Annotated in this window: 15 protein-coding genes; 8 read left to right on the forward strand and 7 right to left on the reverse strand. The window is 73.3% G+C overall.

Translation table 11 applies throughout. The annotated features are described in order from the left end of the window. Genes AQJ64_RS06200 through rsmH form a run of 4 tightly spaced genes read right to left on the reverse strand, consistent with a single transcriptional unit; the run spans window position 1 to window position 5,219 of the window. Window positions 1–1,656, reverse strand: a complete 1,656-nt coding sequence (locus AQJ64_RS06200) for a UDP-N-acetylmuramoyl-L-alanyl-D-glutamate--2,6-diaminopimelate ligase (RefSeq protein WP_206189688.1) — start codon at window positions 1,654–1,656, stop codon at window positions 1–3. A gap of 56 nt (window positions 1,657–1,712) precedes the next feature. Next, entirely contained in the window at window positions 1,713–3,674 is a 1,962-nt protein-coding gene (locus AQJ64_RS06205) for a peptidoglycan D,D-transpeptidase FtsI family protein (protein WP_280529275.1), read from the reverse strand. A gap of 5 nt (window positions 3,675–3,679) precedes the next feature. Further along, window positions 3,680–4,216, reverse strand: a complete 537-nt coding sequence (gene ftsL / locus AQJ64_RS06210; RefSeq protein ID WP_059202463.1) for a cell division protein FtsL — start codon at window positions 4,214–4,216, stop codon at window positions 3,680–3,682. Window positions 4,217–4,262: 46 nt separating this feature from the next. Beyond that, entirely contained in the window at window positions 4,263–5,219 is a 957-nt protein-coding gene (rsmH, locus tag AQJ64_RS06215) for a 16S rRNA (cytosine(1402)-N(4))-methyltransferase RsmH (protein WP_079061491.1), read from the reverse strand. A gap of 279 nt (window positions 5,220–5,498) precedes the next feature. On the opposite strand from rsmH, the gene AQJ64_RS06220 reads away from it, so the two are divergent. From AQJ64_RS06220 to AQJ64_RS06235, 4 genes are all read left to right on the forward strand, one after another. Next, entirely contained in the window at window positions 5,499–6,107 is a 609-nt protein-coding gene (locus AQJ64_RS06220; protein WP_079061492.1) for a beta-class carbonic anhydrase, read from the forward strand. A gap of 249 nt (window positions 6,108–6,356) precedes the next feature. Then, the gene (locus AQJ64_RS06225) at window positions 6,357–7,394 is read left to right on the forward strand and encodes an AAA family ATPase (protein WP_055639094.1); all 1,038 of its coding nucleotides are present in this window, start codon (window positions 6,357–6,359) and stop codon (window positions 7,392–7,394) included. Beyond that, a complete protein-coding gene (locus AQJ64_RS06230) occupies window positions 7,394–8,776 on the forward strand; it encodes a DUF58 domain-containing protein (protein WP_059202464.1) in 1,383 nt (460 codons plus the stop codon). The genes AQJ64_RS06225 and AQJ64_RS06230 overlap by 1 nt, the downstream gene beginning before the upstream one ends. Further along, window positions 8,773–11,277 carry a transglutaminase TgpA family protein gene (locus tag AQJ64_RS06235; protein WP_055639005.1) on the forward strand — a complete coding sequence of 835 codons (2,505 nt, stop codon included), beginning with the start codon at window positions 8,773–8,775 and terminating at the stop codon, window positions 11,275–11,277. Before AQJ64_RS06230 ends, AQJ64_RS06235 begins: the two co-directional genes overlap by 4 nt. A 96-nt stretch (window positions 11,278–11,373) precedes the next feature. Here AQJ64_RS06235 and AQJ64_RS06240 read toward each other — a convergent pair whose 3' ends face one another. The 3 genes from AQJ64_RS06240 to AQJ64_RS06250 form a co-directional block, all read right to left on the reverse strand. Then, window positions 11,374–11,766 (reverse strand): DUF3040 domain-containing protein, encoded by a 393-nt coding sequence (locus tag AQJ64_RS06240; protein WP_055639006.1) that lies wholly within the window; start codon window positions 11,764–11,766, stop codon window positions 11,374–11,376. A 275-nt stretch (window positions 11,767–12,041) separates the two neighbouring features. Beyond that, complete coding sequence (locus AQJ64_RS06245; protein WP_055639007.1) at window positions 12,042–12,812, reverse strand: methyltransferase; 771 nt, start codon at window positions 12,810–12,812, stop codon at window positions 12,042–12,044. Between the two features lie 203 nt (window positions 12,813–13,015). Next, entirely contained in the window at window positions 13,016–13,579 is a 564-nt protein-coding gene (locus AQJ64_RS06250; protein WP_059202465.1) for an SAV_6107 family HEPN domain-containing protein, read from the reverse strand. A gap of 193 nt (window positions 13,580–13,772) precedes the next feature. On the opposite strand from AQJ64_RS06250, the gene AQJ64_RS06255 reads away from it, so the two are divergent. The 4 genes from AQJ64_RS06255 to AQJ64_RS06270 all read left to right on the forward strand — a co-directional run bounded on the left by AQJ64_RS06255 (window position 13,773) and on the right by AQJ64_RS06270 (window position 19,218). Continuing rightward, on the forward strand, window positions 13,773–14,549 hold the full coding sequence (locus tag AQJ64_RS06255; RefSeq protein WP_055639024.1) for an ATP-binding cassette domain-containing protein: 777 nt from the start codon (window positions 13,773–13,775) through the stop codon (window positions 14,547–14,549). Next, window positions 14,521–16,605, forward strand: a complete 2,085-nt coding sequence (locus AQJ64_RS06260; protein ID WP_055639025.1) for a YhgE/Pip domain-containing protein — start codon at window positions 14,521–14,523, stop codon at window positions 16,603–16,605. Before AQJ64_RS06255 ends, AQJ64_RS06260 begins: the two co-directional genes overlap by 29 nt. Before the next feature lie 44 nt (window positions 16,606–16,649). Then, window positions 16,650–17,276 carry a TetR/AcrR family transcriptional regulator gene (locus tag AQJ64_RS06265; protein ID WP_055639026.1) on the forward strand — a complete coding sequence of 209 codons (627 nt, stop codon included), beginning with the start codon at window positions 16,650–16,652 and terminating at the stop codon, window positions 17,274–17,276. Window positions 17,277–17,745: 469 nt separating this feature from the next. Then, window positions 17,746–19,218, forward strand: a complete 1,473-nt coding sequence (locus AQJ64_RS06270; RefSeq protein ID WP_059202466.1) for a phytoene desaturase family protein — start codon at window positions 17,746–17,748, stop codon at window positions 19,216–19,218. Window positions 19,219–19,231 lie beyond the last annotated feature (13 nt).

Raw genomic sequence — 19,231 nt, forward strand, 5'->3', positions numbered from 1 at the left:
TCATCCCTGGGTCTGCTGGATAGCTTCGCGAAGCACCTGGCGGTCGTCGAACGGACGGACCACCCCGGCGATGTCCTGGCCCTGCTCATGGCCCTTGCCCGCGACCAGCACGGTGTCCCCGGCGTGCGCGCGGGCGACGGCGGCGGCGATCGCGGCGGCCCGGTCCTCGAACAGGAGCACCTCGCCGCGCTCGTGCGCGGGCACCGAGGCCGCCCCTTCGAGCATGGTCGCCAGGATCGCGAGGGGGTCCTCGGAGCGGGGGTTGTCGGAGGTCAGTACGGCGGTGTCGGCGAGCCGTGCCGCGGCGGCGCCCATCGGCGCGCGCTTGGTGCGGTCCCGGTCGCCGCCGCAGCCGATGACGACGTGCAGCCGGCCCTTGGTGACCTTGCGCAGCGCCTTGAGCACCGATTCGACGGCGTCCGTCTTGTGGGCGTAGTCGACGACCGCGAGATAGGGCTGGCCGGCGTCGACGCGCTCCAGACGGCCCGGCACTCCCGGTACGGCCGCGACACCGTCGGCGGCGGTCTGCGGGTCGAGTCCCGCGGCGGCGAGGGCGACGATCGCGGCGAGGGTGTTGGCCACGTTGAACGAGCCGGGCAGCGGCGCCCTGGCGGCGACCCGTACCCCGTCCGGGCCGAGGACGGTGAACGTCGAGTCCATCGGGCCGATGTGGACCTCGGCCGCGCGCCAGTCGGCGTCGGGGTGCCCCTCGGCGGAGAAGGTGACGACCGGGACCTCGGCCTCGTGGGCCAGCCGGCGGCCGTACGCGTCGTCGAGGTTGACCACGCCGAGTTTGCTGCGTTTAAGGGTGAACAGCTGCGCCTTGGCCCGGAAGTAGTCCTCCATGTCGGAGTGGAACTCCATGTGTTCCGGGCTGAGGTTGCTGAAGACGGCGATGTCGAAGACGCAGCCGTCGACCCGGCCGAGGACCAGGGCGTGGCTGGAGACCTCCATGGCGACCGCCTCGACCCCGCGCTCGCGCATGACGGCGAACAGGGCCTGCAGATCGGTGGCCTCGGGGGTGGTGCGCTCGGACTTGAGGCGCTCCTCGCCGATGCGCATCTCGACCGTGCCGATCAGCCCGGTCGACTTCAGCGACTTCAGTCCGCCCTCCACCAGATAGGCGGTGGTGGTCTTGCCGGAGGTGCCGGTGATGCCGATCTGGAGCAGATCGCGGCCCGGGCGGCCGTAGATCGTGGCCGCCAGCTCGCCCATCCGCGCGCGCGGGTCGTCGGCGACCAGGACCGGCAGTCCGGTCGCGGCGGCGCGCTCGGCGCCGGTCGGGTCGGTGAGCACGGCGACCGCGCCGAGGCCGGCGGCCTGGGTGGCGAAGTCGGCACCGTGCAGCCGGGCGCCCGGGAGGGCGGCGTACAGGTCGCCGGGGCGGACGGCGCGCGAGTCGTGGGTGATGCCCGTGACGGTCGCTTCGCTCCGCACGTCGGTGGCACCCAGCTGGTCGGCGAGCTCCGCGAGGGGTGTGGCGGAGACCTGGACCGGCCTGGGCGGTCCCGGGTATGTCACGGAAGCGCCCTTCTGGGTGGTTTGGGACTGATCAGCGTGTGGCACGGCGGTGAGCGTACCGGGCGCACCCGCCTGCGGGCGAAGCGAGGCGGAGGGGGACGCGTGGTTCCCGGGTTCGGGAGTGATCATGGTCACGGGCTGATTCCTGGCTGGTTCGGCGCTGAACAGCGATGGGCTGGGCGGGCGTGGGGTCAGGGGGAGAAGGTGACGGGCAGGTTGGCCGCCTTCGCCCCGGTCGGCGGGATCTGGAGGGTCTTCAGGGCGAACTCCATGACCTGCTTGAAGATGGGTCCGCAGATCTGGCCGCCGAAGTAGCTGCCCTGGGTGGCGTTCTGGATGGCGCAGTAGACGGTGACCCGGGGCTTGTCGGCGGGGGCGAAGCCGGCGAAGGACGAGGTGTATCCCTTGTACTTGCCGGTGGCCGGATCCACGCGGTTCGCCGTGCCCGTCTTGCCCGCGACGCGGTACCCGGGGATGCGCGCCTTGGCGCCGGTGCCCTCCTGGTCGTCCACGACCGACTCCAGCATCTGGGCGAGGGTCTTCGCCGTCTTCGCGCTGACCACCCTGGTCTTCTTGGGCGCGGCGGCGGGGGTGAAGCGGCCGTCGGGGCCCTGGGTGCCGCGCACCAGGGTCGGCTCGATCCGTACGCCGCCGTTGGCGATGGTCGAGTAGACGGAGGCGGCCTGGAGCGCGTTGAGCGACACGCCCTGTCCGAAAGGGATCGTGTACTGCTGCGAGGTCGACCACTTGTCCGGCGCGGCGAGGATGCCCTTGGTCTCGCCGGGGAAGTCGAGTCCGCTGTAGCTGCCGATGCCGAACTTGCGCAGGTAGGAGTAGAGGACGCGGTTGGCCTCGGCCTGGGTCTTGCCGAGTTCCCCGGTGGCGAGGATCGTGCCGATGTTGCTGGACTTGGCGAGCACGCCGTTGAGCGTCAGGTTCCAGGTCGCGTGGTCGATGTCGTCCTTGAAGAGCCGGTCGCCGCGGTGCAGCCGGTTCGGTACGACGACATGGGTGAGCGGGGTGGCGACGTTCTCCTCGAGGACGGCCGCCATCGACATGATCTTGGCGGTGGAGCCGGGCTCGTAGGCGTCCTGGAGGGCCGCGTTGCCGAGGGCGCCCGGGTCGGCGGTGGTGAGGTCGTTGGGGTCGAAGCCGGGCGAGTTGGCCATGGCGAGGATCTCGCCGGTGCGGGTGTCCTGGACGACGACGTAGCCGCGGTCCGCCTTGGACGCCTCGACCTGCTCGGTGATGGCGTTCTGGGCGGCCCACTGGATGTCCCGGTCGATCGTCAGCTCGATGTCGGAGCCGGGCACGGCGGGGGTCTCGGTGGAGCCGGCGGTGGGCACCTGGAGGCCGCCGGACTGGGCGTAGCGGATCTTGCCGTCCTTGCCGGCCAGGACGGAGTTCAGCTGCTGCTCGATGCCGCCGCCGCCCCTGCCCGCGGCGTTGACCCAGCCGAGCACGGAGGCGGCGAGATCGCCGTTGGGGTACACGCGCTTGCTGCTGGGCACCGCGAAGAGGCCCGCGAGGACGTTGACCGTGGTGCCGTCGGACCGGGACTTGGCGGCGAGCGCGGAACGCAGGTCCTTGATCTGCTTCCAGACCTCCGGGGTCTGCCGGACGGCCAGCAGCGCGTACTGCGACCTGGTGTTCTCGGGCCGCAGCTTCGCGACGATCGTGGACTGCTCCTGGCCGAGGATCGGGGCGAGGAGGGCCGCGGCCTGCTCGGGGCCGTCGTCGATCTTCAGGTTCTCGCGGTTGAACATCGTCGGGTCGGCGGTGATGTCGTACGCGTCCTCGCTGCTGGCGAGGGCGACCCCGCTGCGGTCGGTGATCTCGCCGCGTTCGGCGGCCAGCACCTGGCCGACGTAACGGTTCCTGTCGGCCTTGGCGGCGTAGGTGCCCGCGTCGACGGCCTGGACCTGGAGGAGGCGGACGACGAAGGCGGCCATCACCAGGGTCAGGGCGAGGCCGACCATGCGCAGCCGGGGGCGGGGGCTGCCGAGCCGGATGGCGCGCGGGGCCGGGGGGCGCGGTGCGGCCGGACGGCGGGCCGGGCGGGCGCCGGGGCCCGGCCGTCGCTGTGCGGAGGCGGGGCGGGAGGGCCGGGCGGGGCCGGGCACGCGGCGGCGGGGCGGTTCCCTGTCGGACACTTCCGTCACCTGCCGGGGGTCGTGGGAAGGGCTGCGGTCGGAGCCGGCGACGCGCTCGGCGCGGGAGAGCCGCCGGGCGGGGCGGGCGAGGGTGACGCCGACGGCGAGGCGGCCGTCGGGGAGAGCGTCATCGCCTCGGGCGGCCGTACGACGTCGGCGGCGCCCCGCGCGGACTGCCGGGCCGCGGCCGAGGGGACGCCCTTGACGGTGCCGTCGGGGTCCAGGAAGGCGGGGTCGCCGCCGGGGACCATGCCGAGTTCACCGGCACGGCGCTTCAGGGCGTCCGGGGCGGAGTAGGAGTCGATGTCGCGCTGGAGCGCCTGTTCCTCGTCGGTGAGGTTCTTGGTGTCCCGCTGGAGGTCGCCCATCCGGAACGAGCCTTCGCTGAGCGCGGAGTTCAGCACGAGCAGTCCGATGAGGCCGCCGCCGAGCAGGAGGACGACGAGGAGGACGAAGGGGGTGCGGGCCGCCTGGCGCGGTCCCGCGGGGAACAGCTGGGCCAGCCGGGCCGCCCTCCCCTTGAGTTCGGGTTTCCTGCTCACTCGCCCTCCCCCGAGTCCGGTTTTCCCACCTGCGCCCGCCGCGCCCTCATTCGATGGACTCCCTGATGCGTTCGGCCCCGCGCAGCCGGGCCGGGGCCGCGCGCCGGTTCTCGGCGACCTCTTCCTCGGTGGGAAGTTCGGCACCGCGGGTCAGCAGCTTGAGCCGGGGCTGGTAGCGCTCGGGGACGACGGGCAGCCCGGGCGGGGCGGTGGTGGCGGCGCCGGCCGCGAACACCTGCTTGACCAGCCGGTCCTCCAGCGAGTGGTACGACAGCACGGCGATCCGTCCGCCCACGTCGATCGCCTCGACCGCGGCCGGGATCGCCCGCTCCAGCACCGACAGTTCGCCGTTGACCTCGATGCGCAGCGCCTGGAAGGTGCGCTTGGCCGGGTTGCCGCCGGTGCGCATCGCGGCCTGCGGCAGGGCGCCGCGGATCAGCTCGACCAGCCGGGCGCTGTTGCTGAACGGCTCCTTGTCGCGTTCGCGGACGATCGCGGAGACGATCCGCTTGGCCTGCTTCTCCTCGCCGTACGCCCGCAGGATCCGCACCAGTTCGCCGGGCGGGTAGGTGTTGAGGACCTCGGCGGCGCTGATGCCGGTCGTCTGGTCCATGCGCATGTCGAGCGGGGCGTCCTGGGCGTAGGCGAAGCCCCGGCCGGCCTCGTCGAGCTGCATGGAGGACACGCCGAGGTCGAACAGGACGCCCTGTACGTGCGGGAGGCCGAGCCGGTCGAGGACGTCGGGGAGTTCGTCGTAGACGGCGTGCACGAGGGTGGCGCGCTCGCCGAAGGGGGCGAGGCGCTCGCCGGAGAGCCGGAGGGCCTCCTTGTCGCGGTCGAGGGCGACGAGCCGGACCTCGGGGAACCGCGTGAGCAGGGCCTCGCTGTGCCCGCCGAGGCCGAGGGTGCAGTCGACGACGACGGCTCCGGGCCGCTGCAGGGCGGGGGCCAACAGGTCCAGGCACCGCTGGAGCATCACCGGGACGTGTCGACTCTGGCTCACGGGGCCCTCTCAGATCCGGCGGGAACGCGCACCGCCGGGTCCCCGCCCTCTCGTCTGGGGAAGGCCTGCCGCGGCGTGCGGGGAAGTCAGTCCAGCAGGGAGATCGCCGTCGAGATCGCCGCCTCCCGCTTCGCGTCACTTTAGTCCACGGTGTCGCGCGGTCAATCAACCGGCCTGCGCGTCGCGGGCGGGCGCCGACGTGAAGCGCCGGGGCGGCGGAAATCACCCGGCCGGGTGGCTCGACCTCACCCCTGTGGCTTACCTCACAAACGCGACGTGATGACGCTCTTTTTCCCTTCTCACAACAGGACCGCAACGGCCGTGACCAGTACCGTCATGGTTATGACGACTTCCGCATCCGTACCCACCGAGTCCGAAGGCGCCATACGCGGCGGCACGGTGACCGACCGTCTCGTCGACGCCAACGAGCGGTACGCCGCCGCCTTCACCGATCCCGGCATGGACGCCCGGCCCGTGCTGCACGTGGCGGTCGTGGCCTGCATGGACGCCCGTCTCGACCTGCACGCGGCGCTCGGCCTGGAGCTGGGCGACTGCCACACGATCCGCAACGCGGGCGGGGTGGTCACCGACGACGTGATCCGGTCACTCACGATCAGCCAGCGCAAGCTGGGCACCCGCAGCATCGTGCTGATCCACCACACGGGCTGCGGCCTGGAGGCGATCACCGAGGACTTCCGCACCGAGCTGGAGATGGAGGTCGGGCAGCGTCCGGCCTGGGCGGTGGAGGCGTTCCGGGACGTGGACCAGGACGTGCGGCAGTCCATGCAGCGGGTGCGCACCTCGCCGTTCCTGCTGCACGCCGACGACGTGCGCGGCTTCGTGTTCGACGTGAAGACGGGCCTGCTGCGCGAGATCGACCCCGCCTGACCGCTCGTAGCGTCGTCCGTTCGCTGTCGTTTGCCTGTTGATTTCTCCTGCATCGATGCCCAAAAGGCCATAGAACCGACATATCGCGGGCAGTTGTCCACAGGCGAGTGACACGAATCGGTAACGGCAGCAAGAATGCGGTTGTGACGCCACTCCGAACATTTCACGGGTGGCGCACGTGATTCGGGGTGGGCCGGTTCGCGGTGAAGAGCGTCGGCCCGGAGGAATGTAAGGGCCGAGGAGGGCCGGGTGACGACCTATGACGATCGAGCGAGCCTCACGGATCTGACCGCCACTGTGGATCGAGTCCGCAGTTCGGTGGAGGGAGTGATCGAGGGCAAGCCCGAGGTCGTACGGCTTTCGCTGACCGTGCTGCTCGCCGAGGGACATCTTCTGATCGAGGACGTCCCCGGCGTCGGCAAGACGATGCTCGCCAAGGCGCTGGCGAGGTCCATCGACTGTTCGGTGCGCCGGATCCAGTTCACGCCGGACCTGCTGCCCTCGGACATCACGGGCGTGTCGATCTGGGACCAGCAGCGCCGCGACTTCGAGTTCAAGCCGGGCGCGATCTTCGCCCAGATCGTGATCGGCGACGAGATCAACCGGGCCTCGCCCAAGACGCAGTCGGCGCTCCTGGAGTCCCTGGAGGAGCGCCAGGTCACCATCGACGGGCAGACGTACGAGCTGCCCAGTCCGTTCATGGTGGTGGCCACGCAGAACCCGGTCGAGATGGAGGGCACCTACCCGCTGCCCGAGGCCCAGCGCGACCGTTTCATGGCCCGGGTCTCCATCGGCTACCCGAGCGCGGAGGCCGAGCTGCAGATGCTCGACGTGCACGGCGGGGTCAGCCCGCTGGACGACCTCCAGCCGGTGGCCCACGCGCACGAGATCGTGAAGCTGATCGACGCCGTCCGCACGGTCCACGTCGCCGAATCGGTTCGCCGCTACGCCGTCGACCTGGTCGCCGCCACGCGCACCCACCCCGACCTCAGACTCGGCGCCTCGCCGCGCGCGACGCTGCATCTGCTGCGCGCGGCGAAGGCGTCCGCCGCCCTCTCGGGCCGGGACTTCGCCCTGCCGGACGACGTGCAGAACCTCGCCGTGGCCGTCCTGGCCCACCGCCTGCTGCCCACCGCGCAGGCCCAGCTCAACCGCCACACGGCGGAACAGGTCGTCGAGGAGATCCTGCAGCGCATCCCGGTGCCCACCGGCGGCCAGCAGCACACCTACGGCGGCCTGGGCCAGAACACCCCCGCGTACCCGCAGCAGCCGCCGCGGAGGATCTGATGACCACCGGGGGGACCGGCCGGACCGGACAGCCCCAGGGCGGCCGCCTCGAGAAGGGCGGCGCCCGGACCGCCCTGGCGGGTCTGACCACCCGCGGGCGCTCCTTCCTGGCGGCCGGCATAGCCGCCGCCGTCTGCGCGTACGTGCTCGGGCAGCCCAATCTGCTGCGGGTCGGGCTGCTGCTGTCGGCACTGCCGCTGATCTGCGCGGCCGTCGTCTACCGCACCCGCTACCGGGTCGCGGGCAGCCGCCGGCTGGCCCCCGCCCGGGTGCCGGCCGGCAGCGAGGCCCGCGTCCATCTGCGGATGGACAACGTCTCGCGGCTGCCCACCGGACTGCTGATGCTCCAGGACAAGGTGCCCTACGTCCTCGGCCCGCGCCCCCGGTTCGTCCTGGACCGGGTGGAGGCGGGCGGCCGGCGCGAGGTGTCCTACCGGGTCCGCTCCGATCTGCGCGGCCGCTATCCGCTGGGCCCGCTCCAGCTGCGGCTGAGCGACCCGTTCGGCATGTGCGAACTGACCCGGTCCTTCTCGACGTACGACACGCTGACGGTGATCCCCCGGGTCGAGGCGCTGCCGCCGGTGCGGCTGAGCGGCGAGGCCAAGGGGTACGGCGACGGGCGGCAGCGCGCGGTGGCGCTGGCCGGCGAGGACGACGTGATCCCGCGTGGCTACCGCTACGGCGACGACCTGCGCCGGGTGCACTGGCGTTCGACCGCCCGGTACGGCGAGCTGATGGTGCGCCGCGAGGAGCAGCCCCAGCGGGCCCGCTGCACGGTGCTCCTGGACACCCGGGCCGTGGCCTACGCGGGCGCCGGCCCGGACTCGGCCTTCGAATGGGCGGTCTCGGGCGCCGCGTCGGTCCTGGTGCACATGCTGGAGCGGGGCTTCTCGGTCCGGCTGCTGACGGACACCGGCACCTCGGTGCCCGGGGAAGGCGCCGACGGATTCGCCGGGGCCAGCGGGGAGTCGGCGGACGCGGCCGGGCTGATGATGGACACCCTCGCGGTGGTCGACCACTCCGACGGCGCGAGCCTGTCGCGGGCCTACGACGTGCTGCGCGGCGGCAACGAGGGACTGCTGATCGCGTTCCTCGGCGACATCGACGAGGAACAGGCGGCGATCGCCGCGAAGATGCGCCAGCGCAGCGGGGGCGCGGTCGCCTTCCTGCTGGACAGCGACACCTGGGGGCGTGAACCGGACGGCATGGCCCATCCGATGAACAGTCAGGAGGAGCGGCTGCGGTTGCTGCGCGAGGCGGGCTGGACCGTCCTGGGCGTACCGCGGGGCACCTCGCTGAACGAGCTGTGGCGTCAGGCCGACCGCGAGCGGGCGGGGGTCGTCACGGCGGGCGGGACACGTGCGGGGGAGGCGGGATCATGAGCGGACGGGCTCGGCTGACACTGTGCTCGGCGGCGGCCACGCTGATGGCGTCGTGCGCCCTGCTGCCCCTCGTCGACCCGGCCACCTGGATCCTCCAGGCGGCGGTGCTGCTGGCGATCCAGTCCGGGGTGGGCGCGGCCGCCCGCCGGGTGCCACTGGCCCGGCCGCTGACGGTGGCCGCCCAGGCGCTGGTCACGCTGCTGCTGCTCACCCTGGTCTTCGCCCGGGAGCAGGCTCTGCTCGGGGTGGTCCCGGGCCCGGAGGCGATCCGGCACTTCGGGGAGCTGTTCCGGGCGGGCACCGAGGACGTCGGGCAGTACGCGATCCCCGCCCCGCTGTCCGACGGCATCCGGCTGATGACGGTCGGCGGTGTGCTGGTGATCGGCCTCGCGGTGGACACCCTCGCGGTGACCTTCCGCAACGCCGCCCCGGCCGGTCTGCCGCTGCTCGCGCTGTACTCGGTGGCCGCGGGGCTGTCCGACGGGTCGAGCGACTGGGTGTGGTTCCTGGTCGCCGCGGCCGGCTATCTGATGCTGCTGCTGGCCGAGGGCCGTGAGCGGCTCTCCCAGTGGGGCCGGGTCTTCGCGGGCGCGCCGCGCACCCCGGGCGAGCAGCCGGGGGCGGTGGCTCCGGTGCGCACCGGGCGGCGCATCGGCATGGCCGCGCTGGGCGTGGCCCTGGTGGTGCCGCTGCTGCCCCTGCCGGCGATCCAGGGCGGCCTGCTGGCGGGCGCCGGGACGGGCGTCGGCGCGGGCAACGGCAGCGGGGGCACGATCTCCGCGGTCAACCCGCTGGTGTCGCTGCGCGACAGCCTGAACGTGAACGAGGACCGCACGGTCCTGACGCTGAACACCGACGCCGACGACCTGTCGGACATGTATCTGCGGATCGTCTCCCTGGACGACTTCGACGGCACCACCTGGAAGCCCTCCAAGCGCCACATCGTCGCCGTGCCGGACGAGTTCCCCACGCCCACCGGCCTGGGGCCCGACATCAAGCGCTCGGCGGTCTCCACCCGGATCTCGGCCGCCGCCGGCTACGCCCAGGCCTGGCTGCCGATGCCGTATCCGCCGAGCCGCGTGAAGATCAAGGGCGACTGGCGGTACGAACCGGTCGGCATGACCCTCGTCGGCGACCACGGCGAGGACACCAGCGGCAAGACGTACGAGGTGACGAGCCTCGATGTGCAGCCGACGGCGAAGCAGCTGGAGGCGGCTCCCAAGGCGCCGAGCTCGCTCCGCGACGAGTACACCAAGGTGCCGGGCTCGCTGCCGAAGGTGGTGGCCCGCCAGGCCGAGCAGATCACCGAGGGCGCGACGAGCGACTACGCGAAGGCGGTCGCGCTCCAGGACTACTTCGCGGTCACGGGCGGCTTCGAGTACGACACCGATGTGGAGGTCGGCTCGGGCCCCGACGCGATCGCCCGCTTCCTGCGCGACAAGCAGGGCTTCTGCGTCCACTTCTCGTTCGCGATGGCGGCGATGGCCCGCACACTGGGCATACCGGCCCGGGTCGCGGTGGGCTTCGCGCCGGGCTCCCCGCGGGCGGACGGTTCGGTGGCGGTGAGCCTGAAGGACGCGCACGCCTGGCCCGAGCTGTACTTCGAGGGTGTGGGCTGGACCCGCTTCGAGCCGACCCCGACGCGCGGGACGACGCCTTCGTACACGGTGCCGGACGCCTCGAACACGGACACCCCCGACCTGCCGCAGTCCTCCCAGTCGGCGGACGCGGCCCCGTCGGCGGAGCCCTCGGCGAGCACGAGCTGCTCGGCGCAGGACAAGAAGCTCGATGGCTGCGGTGCGGCGCTCCCGCTGGACGAGGCGGAGCAGGGCGACCAGGGCACCCCGCTGTACGAGACGGTCGGCTGGATCCTGCTGGGCGCCCTGGTGCTGACCCTGCCGTTGCTGCCGATGCTGTGGCGGCTGCGGCGGCGGTCGGTGCGGCTGGCGTCGGCCCGGCACTCCGGGGCCGTGGCGGCCGGCGGACGGCATCCGACGGGCGGCACCGACGGGCTCGCGGCGGGGGACGCCGGTTCCGCGGTGCTGCTGGACGCGCCGTCGCACGAGGCGGCCGAGGCCGTCGTGGCGCATGTGCTGGCGGTCTGGCGCGAACTCATCGACACGGCCTGGGACTACGGCATCGAGCCGGACGACGCGCTGACCCCCCGGCGGGCGGCGGCGCGGATCGTGCGGATCGGGGAGTTGGACGAGACGGTGGCCGGAGCGGTGCACCGGGTGGCCGGGGCCGTGGAGCAGGTGCTGTTCGCGCCGCGCCCGAGCGCCGGGACCGGGCTGTCCGAGGAGGTCCACCGGGTGCGGGCGGCACTGCGGGCCAGGGGCGGCTGGACCACCCGGGTACGGGCGGTCGTGGCACCCCGGTCGGCCATCCGGGCGGTCTGGGACCTCTCGGACCGCTGGACGGCTCTCAAGGCGTCCTGGGCGGCCAGGGCGGTTCATCTGGCGAGCCTGCTGCGCCGGCGCCCTTCGGGCCAGCAGAGCTGAGCCGCGGAGGACGGAAACATCGAGGGACGGATACGTCGAGGGGGTGACCACCCGGTGGGTGGTCACCCCCTCGACGTCGTCCGGGGTGGGGGCCGGTCAGTGGCCGCCCTGCTCGTCTCGGCGGCGCTGCCAGCGCTGCTCGATCCGGTCCATCAGTGAGCGCTTCTGCCGTCCCTGGCCGCGGGTGCGATGCGCGCCCGCGGGGTGTTCGCCCGGCTTGGGGGCCTTGCGCCAGCCGGTGACCGCGAGCACCGCACAGCCCAGCATGACGAGGAAGCCCACGACACTGAGCCACACCTGCTTGGCGACCATTCCCGCCATGAGGAGCGCGATACCCACGAGGAAGCCCGCGACCGCCTGGTAGACCCGCCGCCGGGTGTACGTACGCAGCCCGCTTCCCTCGAGCGCCGACGCGAACTTGGGATCTTCGGCGTACAGCGCTCGCTCCATCTGCTCGAGCATGCGCTGCTCGTGCTCCGAGAGCGGCACGGAGTCCTCCTCATCGTGCAGTCGCCGGGGCGACTCGGGGGTCCCTTCAGGATAGGCAGGGATTCGCCCCCGTGAAACCCGCCCCTCTACGCCAATTGGCCAACCGGAGCCCGCCATGGGCGTCCCGGTCCGCTGAGGCTTGCATTCCCCGGCGGCCGACCCGTCATGCCGGGCGGTCTCCCTCGATCATACGGCGCACAGCGCCCGAACGGGGGGCCTGTGGCGTACTCCATGTGCCGCCAAGCCCCTGATCAGCGTGCGGGGTCCGGGAGCGCTCAGACCTCCTCGGTCCCCCGCGTCTCACCGAGCACATGGAGCTGGGTGGCGACGGAGTGGAAGGCGGGGAGTTCGGCGGCGGCCTCCTCGAGCTTGAGCAGGGCGTCGAGGGCGCCGGGCTCGGTGTCCACGAGGACGCCGGGGACGAGGTCGGCGAAGACCCGTACGCCGTGCACGGCGGTGACGTCGAGGCCCGCGCCCTCGACGAGCCCGGTGAGCTGTTCGGCGGTGAAGCGGCGCGGCACGGGGTCACCGCTGCCCCAGCGTCCGTCCGGGTCGGAGAGGGCCTGCCGGGCCTCCTTGAAGTGACCGGCGAGGGCCCGCGCGAGGACGGCTCCGCCGAGGCCGGCGGCGAGGAGGCTCAGGAAGCCCTCGGGGCGCAGGGCGGCCACGGTGTTGCGGACGCCTTCGGCGGGGTCGTCGACGTACTCCAGGACGCCGTGGCACAGGACGGCGTCGTAGCCGCCCCGCTCGACCACGTCGAAGAGGCCGTGGGCGTCGCCCTGGACGCCGCGGACCCGGTCGGCGACGCCGGCCTCGGCGGTGCGGCGCTCCAGCGCGAAGAGCGCGTTGGGGCTGGGGTCGACGACCGTGACCCGGTGGCCGAGGCGGGCGACGGGTACCGCGAAGTTGCCGCTGCCGCCGCCGGTGTCGAGGACGTCGAGCGCCTCGCGACCGGTGGCCTTGACCCGGCGCTCGAGGGCGTCCTGGAGGACCTCCCAGACCACGGCGGTACGGAGAGCGGCACGGGGGCGGATCGGGTCCGGCACGGCAGTTGACTCCTCGGCGCGGCACCGCCTCTTGCGCGGCGGAGCGAACGGGCTGCCTCCCGGACCGGCGCGACCGGAGCGGGCCGGGCGGAGGGAAGGCTTCAAACACCGTCCACCCTATTGCCTCCGGCGCCCGGACCGGGCACTCCGTCCCACCGCACCCGGGATCCCCCCGGACCGGCCCGGACCGGCCCCGCCCGGCTTCAGCCCGCGTCCGGCATGGCCCGCCCCGCTCCCCTGCCGTCCGGGTCGTCCCCGTCCTGGCGGGGCTGCGGCAGGACCGGCTGGAGGACCAGCATGCGCTCGACGAGGCGGACGAACATCGCCACGTCGCGTATCAGGTCGTCGGCGTCCCGGCGGCCGGCCGCGCCCTGGATGCCCGCCTCGGCCCGGGCACGGCGCCCGGCCCCGGAGGCGAACAGGGCGCTCCACTCGGTGAGTTCGGGCGCGATCTCGGGAAGCACTTCCCAGGCGCTGCGGATGCGCGCCCGCTTACGGGGAGAGGGGTCGGGGCGGCCGCGGGCGGCGAGGACGGCGGCGGCGGTGCGCAGGGCGGCGAGATGGGCCGTGGCGTAGCGCTCGTTGGGGGTTTCGAGGACGGCCGCCTCCTCCAGGCCGGCGCGGGCCTGGGCGAGCAGGTCGAGTGCGGCGGGCGGTGCCGTCGTCCGGCGCAGCACGGGGTGGACGTCGCTCGCCGGCCCGGTCAGTGAGGGGGCAGGGCCGGTGGCGCGGCGCCGGTGTGCGGCGGCTGCGTGGGAGCTGGCCATGACGAACCTCCTGTCGTCTGGGTGACGGCACTCCCTGTCCGGTGGTGCCGTATGTGCCCATCGTGCGGTATGCCACTGACAATCCGTTCTGACCTGCGCTTTTGCTTCGATCGAAGGTTCGGGCTAGTTTTTGCACTGACCAGTCAGTTCAAAAAGTTCGTTCCCAGCATTCACCACTGCACCAGGGGGGACCGTGGGCGGCGTCCGCATCACAGCCGAAGGCCTCGGCCTCGAGGGCCCCCGGGGTTGGGCCTTCCGGGGCCTGGACCTCGACGCGGAACCCGGCTCGCTGCTCGCGATCGAGGGACCGTCCGGCTCCGGCCGCACGAGCCTGCTGCTCGCGCTCACCGGCCGGATGAGGGCCACCGAGGGAACGGCGACCGTGGGCACGGCACGGCTGCCGAAGCAGTCGGCGGTCGTGCGCCGGATCGGCGCGCTCGCGCATGTCTCCGGCGTCACCGACCTCGACCCGGCGCTGACCGTCGGCGAGCACCTGCGCGAACGGGCGCTGCTCCAGCGGCGGTTCGGCGGCTCCGTACGGCAGCTGCTGCGCCCGCGCGCGGAGCGGGCCGCGGAGGCGGAGCTCAGGATCGACACCGCGCTGGAGGCGGCCGGCCTCGACCGCGCGGCCCTGCCCAAGGGCGGCCGGACCGCCGTACGCGATCTGGAACGGATCGAGGCACTGCGGCTGTCGGTGGCCCTCGCGCTCGTGGGACGGCCGGCGCTGCTCGGCGTCGACGACACCGACCTGAAGCTGTCCGAGGCCGAACGCGGCGCGGTCTGGGACCTGTTGAGAGCGATCGCCGCGTCCGGGACCACCGTCCTGGCGGTCTGCGCCGAGGCCCCCGAAGGAATCACCGCGGTGTCCACCCGCACACCCGAGGACACGGCACCGGACACCGAGGTGGCCGCCCCCGGACCCGACGACAAGGAGAAGGTCGATGCGCTCGCCGCGACTGGCCGCGCTTGAGCTGCGCCGCTTCGGCAGGGGGAAGCTGCCGCGGGCCGCCCTGGTGGCGCTTCTGCTGCTGCCCCTGCTCTACGGGGCGCTGTACCTGTGGTCGTTCTGGGACCCCTACGGCCGGCTCGACCGCATCCCCGTGGCGCTGGTGAACGACGACCAGGGGGCGACCGCCGACGGCAAGCGGATCACCGCCGGCGACGACATCACCCGGGGGCTGCGGGACAGCGAGGTCTTCGACTGGCACGAGGTGAGCGCCGAGCAGGCACGCGCGGGCGTGGAGGACGGCACGTACTACCTGTCGCTGACCATGCCCGCCGACCTCAGCGCGCGGATCGCCTCCAGCGCGGGCGCCACGCCGGAGACCGGCGCCCTCCGGGTGCGGACGAACGACGCGAACAACTACATCGTCGGGCAGATCTCACGGACCGTCTTCAGCGAGGTCCGCACGGCCGCCTCCACGAAGGCCTCGCGGTCGTTCCTCGACAAGATCTTCGTCTCGTTCTCCGACATCCACGGCGCGACCGCGAAGGCGGCCGACGGCGCCGACGACCTCAACGGCGGCATCGGCAAGGCCGAGAAGGGCTCCAAGGACCTCGCCGACGGGCTGTCCGCGGCCAAGAAGGGCAGCGGCTCGCTGGCCACGGGCCTGGAGAAGCTCGACTCGGGAGCCGGCGACCTGGCGGACGGCACACAGCAGGTCGCGAACGGCACCCAGACGCTCGCCGACCGGGTCAACGGGGTCGCGGGCAAGGTGGGGCCCTTCCTGAAGGACAACGAGAAGAGCATCGGCGACACCGCGCAGTTGGTCGCGGACTCCGCCGAGGCGGTCGGCGCCCACCTCGACACGCTGGTGAAGGCCGCGCCCACCGCCGCCCAGGGCGCGCACGCCGCCTCGGACGCCCTCGCCGCCGTCCACCGGGCGCGCTGCGAGAACCCGGTGCTGCCCGACCCCGCCTGCGCGGACCTGGAGAAGGCCCGGGACACGGCCGCCGAGGTCGCCACGATCGCGGACGACCTCAACACGCTGATCGCCGACCAGGACGGCGACCTGACGACCCTGCGCGCCCGCCTCGGCACGCTCCAGGAGCAGGCACAGGCCCTCGCCGACCGGGCCCCGCACCTCTCCGAGGACCTCGACGACGCGGTGACCCGGGTCAACGCCCTCAACACGGGCGCCCGGAAGGTCGCCGCGGGAGCGCGGGAGCTGCACACCGGGCTCGGCACGGCCAGCACCGGCGCCGGCACCCTGGACCAGGGCGTCGGCAGGCTCAGGACCGGGGCCGAGGATCTCACCGGCGGCATGTTCAAGCTCTCCGACGGCTCCGGCCGGCTCGCCGACGGACTGCACGACGGCGCCGCGCGGATCCCCGACTACGACGAGCAGCAGCGCGACACGCGCACCGCCGTCATGGCCGACCCCGTGCGACTCGCCGCCCAGGACCTGCACAGGGCGGCGAACTACGGCACCGGTTTCGCCCCCTACTTCATCCCGCTGTCGCTGTGGGTGGGCGCGATGGTGGCGTACATGCTGATCCCGCCGATGAACCGGCGCGCCCTCGCCGTGGGCGCCTCGGCCTGGCGGATCGCGCTGGCGGGCTGGCTGCCGGTGGCCGCCGTCGGGGTGCTTCAGACGACGGCGCTGATGGCCGTGCTGCACTGGGCGATCGGCCTGGAGATGGCCCGCGCGGCCGGGACGGTGGGCTTCCTGTTCCTCGTCACGGCGTGTTTCGCGGCCCTCGTGCAGTGGCTCAACGCGCGCTTCGGCGCGGCGGGCCGGATCCTCGTCCTGGCGCTGCTGATGCTCCAGCTGACCTCGGCGGGCGGCACCTATCCGGTGCAGACCAGCCCCGGCTTCTTCAACGCCATCCACCCCTGGCTGCCGATGAGTTACGTCGTCGAGGCGCTGCGCAGGCTCATCACGGGCGGCGGTCTGCAACCGGTGTGGCACGCGTGCGTGGTGCTCGTCCTGTTCACCGCGGGAGCGCTCGCGCTGACCGCCCTGTCGGCCCGCCGCCGCCAGGTGTGGACGATGGACCGGCTGCACCCCGAACTGAGCCTGTGAAGATCCGGCGTACGGGAGGTCGGGTTCCTGTGACAATCGGGACCATGGAAAGCAGCACCACGTCGGGCGGCCGCACCCGCCGCGAGGCCACCCGGCAGAAGCTCTACGAGGCGGCCGTCACCCTCATCGCCGAACAGGGCTTCTCCGCCACCACGGTGGACGAGATCGCCGAGCGGGCCGGCGTCGCGAAGGGCACGGTCTACTACAACTTCGCGAGCAAGTCGGTCCTCTTCGAGGAGTTGCTGCGGCACGGCGTGGGCCTGCTCACCGCCTCCCTGAGACAGGCCGCCGAGGACACCGCGCAGCGGGGCGGCAGCAAGGTCGACGCCCTGGACGCGATGGTCCGCGCGGGTCTCGTCTTCATCGAGCGCTACCCGTCCTTCACCCAGCTGTACGTGGCCGAGCTGTGGCGCACCAACCGGACCTGGCAGTCGACGCTGATGGTGGTGCGCGAGCAGGCGGTGGCCGTCGTGGAGGGCGTGCTGCGCGAGGGTGTGCAGAACGGCGAGTTCAGCGAGGAGATCGACGTCCAGCTGACCGCGTCCGCGCTGGTCGGGATGGTCCTGGTGGCCGCCCTGGACTGGCAGGCGTTCCAGCCGGAGCGCTCGCTGGACGATGTCCACGCGGCGCTGTCCCGGCTGTTGCAGGGGCGGGTGAGCGGTCCGCGCTGACGGCGGGACACGCCCACCCGGAAGCGCCGGTGCGCGGTGGCCACGTCCCCCGCGGGCCACCGCGCACCGGCGCTTCCTCGTGCTCCCCCCGTTCCCCTGATTCCCCCCGTTGTTCCCCCGTTGTTCCCCCGTGCGGTCGTTCCCCGGGTCTCCCCGTGCCTCGCTCCCGCCGACTGGTCGGCGGAAGGAGCGGAGCAAGGGCCGCTCCGTTCCGGCGCCCCGTGTCGCCGGTGCCGGAGCCGCGCCCCTTTTCCGTGTCTCCACTGTCGCGTTCGCGCAGGCCCGCCCCCATCCGCGCGCGTACTCAACTCACTCCCTAGGTACGTGTACTCAGGGCTGTGTGCTCAACCCCAGAACGCTCCGCGGTCGTCTGGTCACGATCGCGTCCGTCGCCGTACTCCCCCGCCCCGGACCGCCGCCCGCCGGGCTGCGGACGTGACTGTCAGTGGCGGCCGATAAAGTCGCAGGCATGGCACGGATTGCGGTGATCGGCGCCGGGCTGGGCGCGCTGGCGACCGCCGCCCGGCTGGCCGTCGCGGGCCACCGGGTGGCGGTGTACGAACGTACACAGACGTACGGCGGAGCGGTGCGCCGCTTCGAGCGGGACGGCTTCGGCTTCGACACGGGGCCGGGGCTGCTGCCCCTGCCCGCGGTCTACCGGGACCTGTTCGTCAAGACCGGCAAGGAGCCGCTGGAGGCCTGTGTCGAGCTGGTCCAGGTCGATCCGTCGGCCCGGCACGTGTTCGCGGACGGCACCGAGGTGTCCCTGCCGAACGCCTCGCGCGCGGGGGTCGTCTCCGCCCTGGACGAGGCGCTCGGCCCGGGCGCGGGGCTGCGCTGGGGCGACTTCCTGGTCCGGGCCCGCGAGGCCTGGGACCGCACCCGCCGCCCGCTCCTGGAGGAGCCCCTGTGGCCGAACTGGCGGGTGCTGGCCGACCGTGAGCCCTACCCGGCGGTGCCGCACAAGCGGCTGCTGCGCACCCGCCGGGCGGGCACCCTCGCCGAGGTGGGCGCCTGGGAGCTGCGCGACCCCCGGCTGGCCGCCCTGCTGGAGGGGCACGCGCTCGCCTGCGGCCTGGATCCCCGCCTCGCCCCGGCGAGCGCGGCCGTGCTGCCGTACATGGAGCACGCCTTCGGCATGTGGTACGTGCGCGGGGGTCTGCGGGAGCTGGCCCGCGCGGTGTACGAGCGGTGCGTGGCCCGCCGGGTCGCGTTCGTCTTCGGCGCCGAGGTCACCCGGGTGCTGGAGAAGGACGGCCGGGCGACAGGTGTGGAGCTGGCCGGCGGCGAGGTCGTGGACGCGGACTTCGTGGTCGCGCCCGGCGGCGCGGCGGGGCTGCCCGTCCGGGGCGAGGGCGAGGTGCCGCCCCGGCAGGGCCTGCCCAGCCGGCTGACGGTGCTGCTCGCGCTGCGCGGCGCCCGGCCGGAGGGGACCGCGCACCGGACGGTGGTGCACACCGGGGACCGCGAAGGCGAGCTGGAGAGCCTGTTCGGTACGGTGCCCGCGGTGCCCGCGCGGCCGACGGTCACGGTGCTGCGGCCCGGCGACCCGGCGCTGGTGCCGGACGCCGACCACGAGGCGGTCACGCTCGGTGCCACGGTGCCCGCGGGGGCGGAGATACGCGAGGAACACGTGGAGGCGCTGGTCGCGGCCGCCGAGCGGGCCGTGCCGGGGCTGCGCGACCGCGTTCTGTGGCGCGAGGTGCGCACCCCCGCCGACATCGCGGCGGAGACGGGTGCCCCGGGCGGTGCCGTCCCGCCGCCCGCGCTGGCGGCGGCCGGGGGCCGGCTGCTGCACCCGGCCAACTCGACCGGTCTGCAAGGGCTGTTCACGGCCGGTGGCTGGTCGCATCCGGGGGGCGGGCTGCCCCACGCGGGCATGTCGGGCGCGCTGGTGGCCGGACTGATCGTGGAGGGACCGGAGTTCCGCGGCTCGCAGTGAGGACCCGTCGGCC

Source organism: Streptomyces griseoruber (genome assembly GCF_001514205.1).
Classification (GTDB): Bacteria; Actinomycetota; Actinomycetes; order Streptomycetales; family Streptomycetaceae; genus Streptomyces; species Streptomyces griseoruber.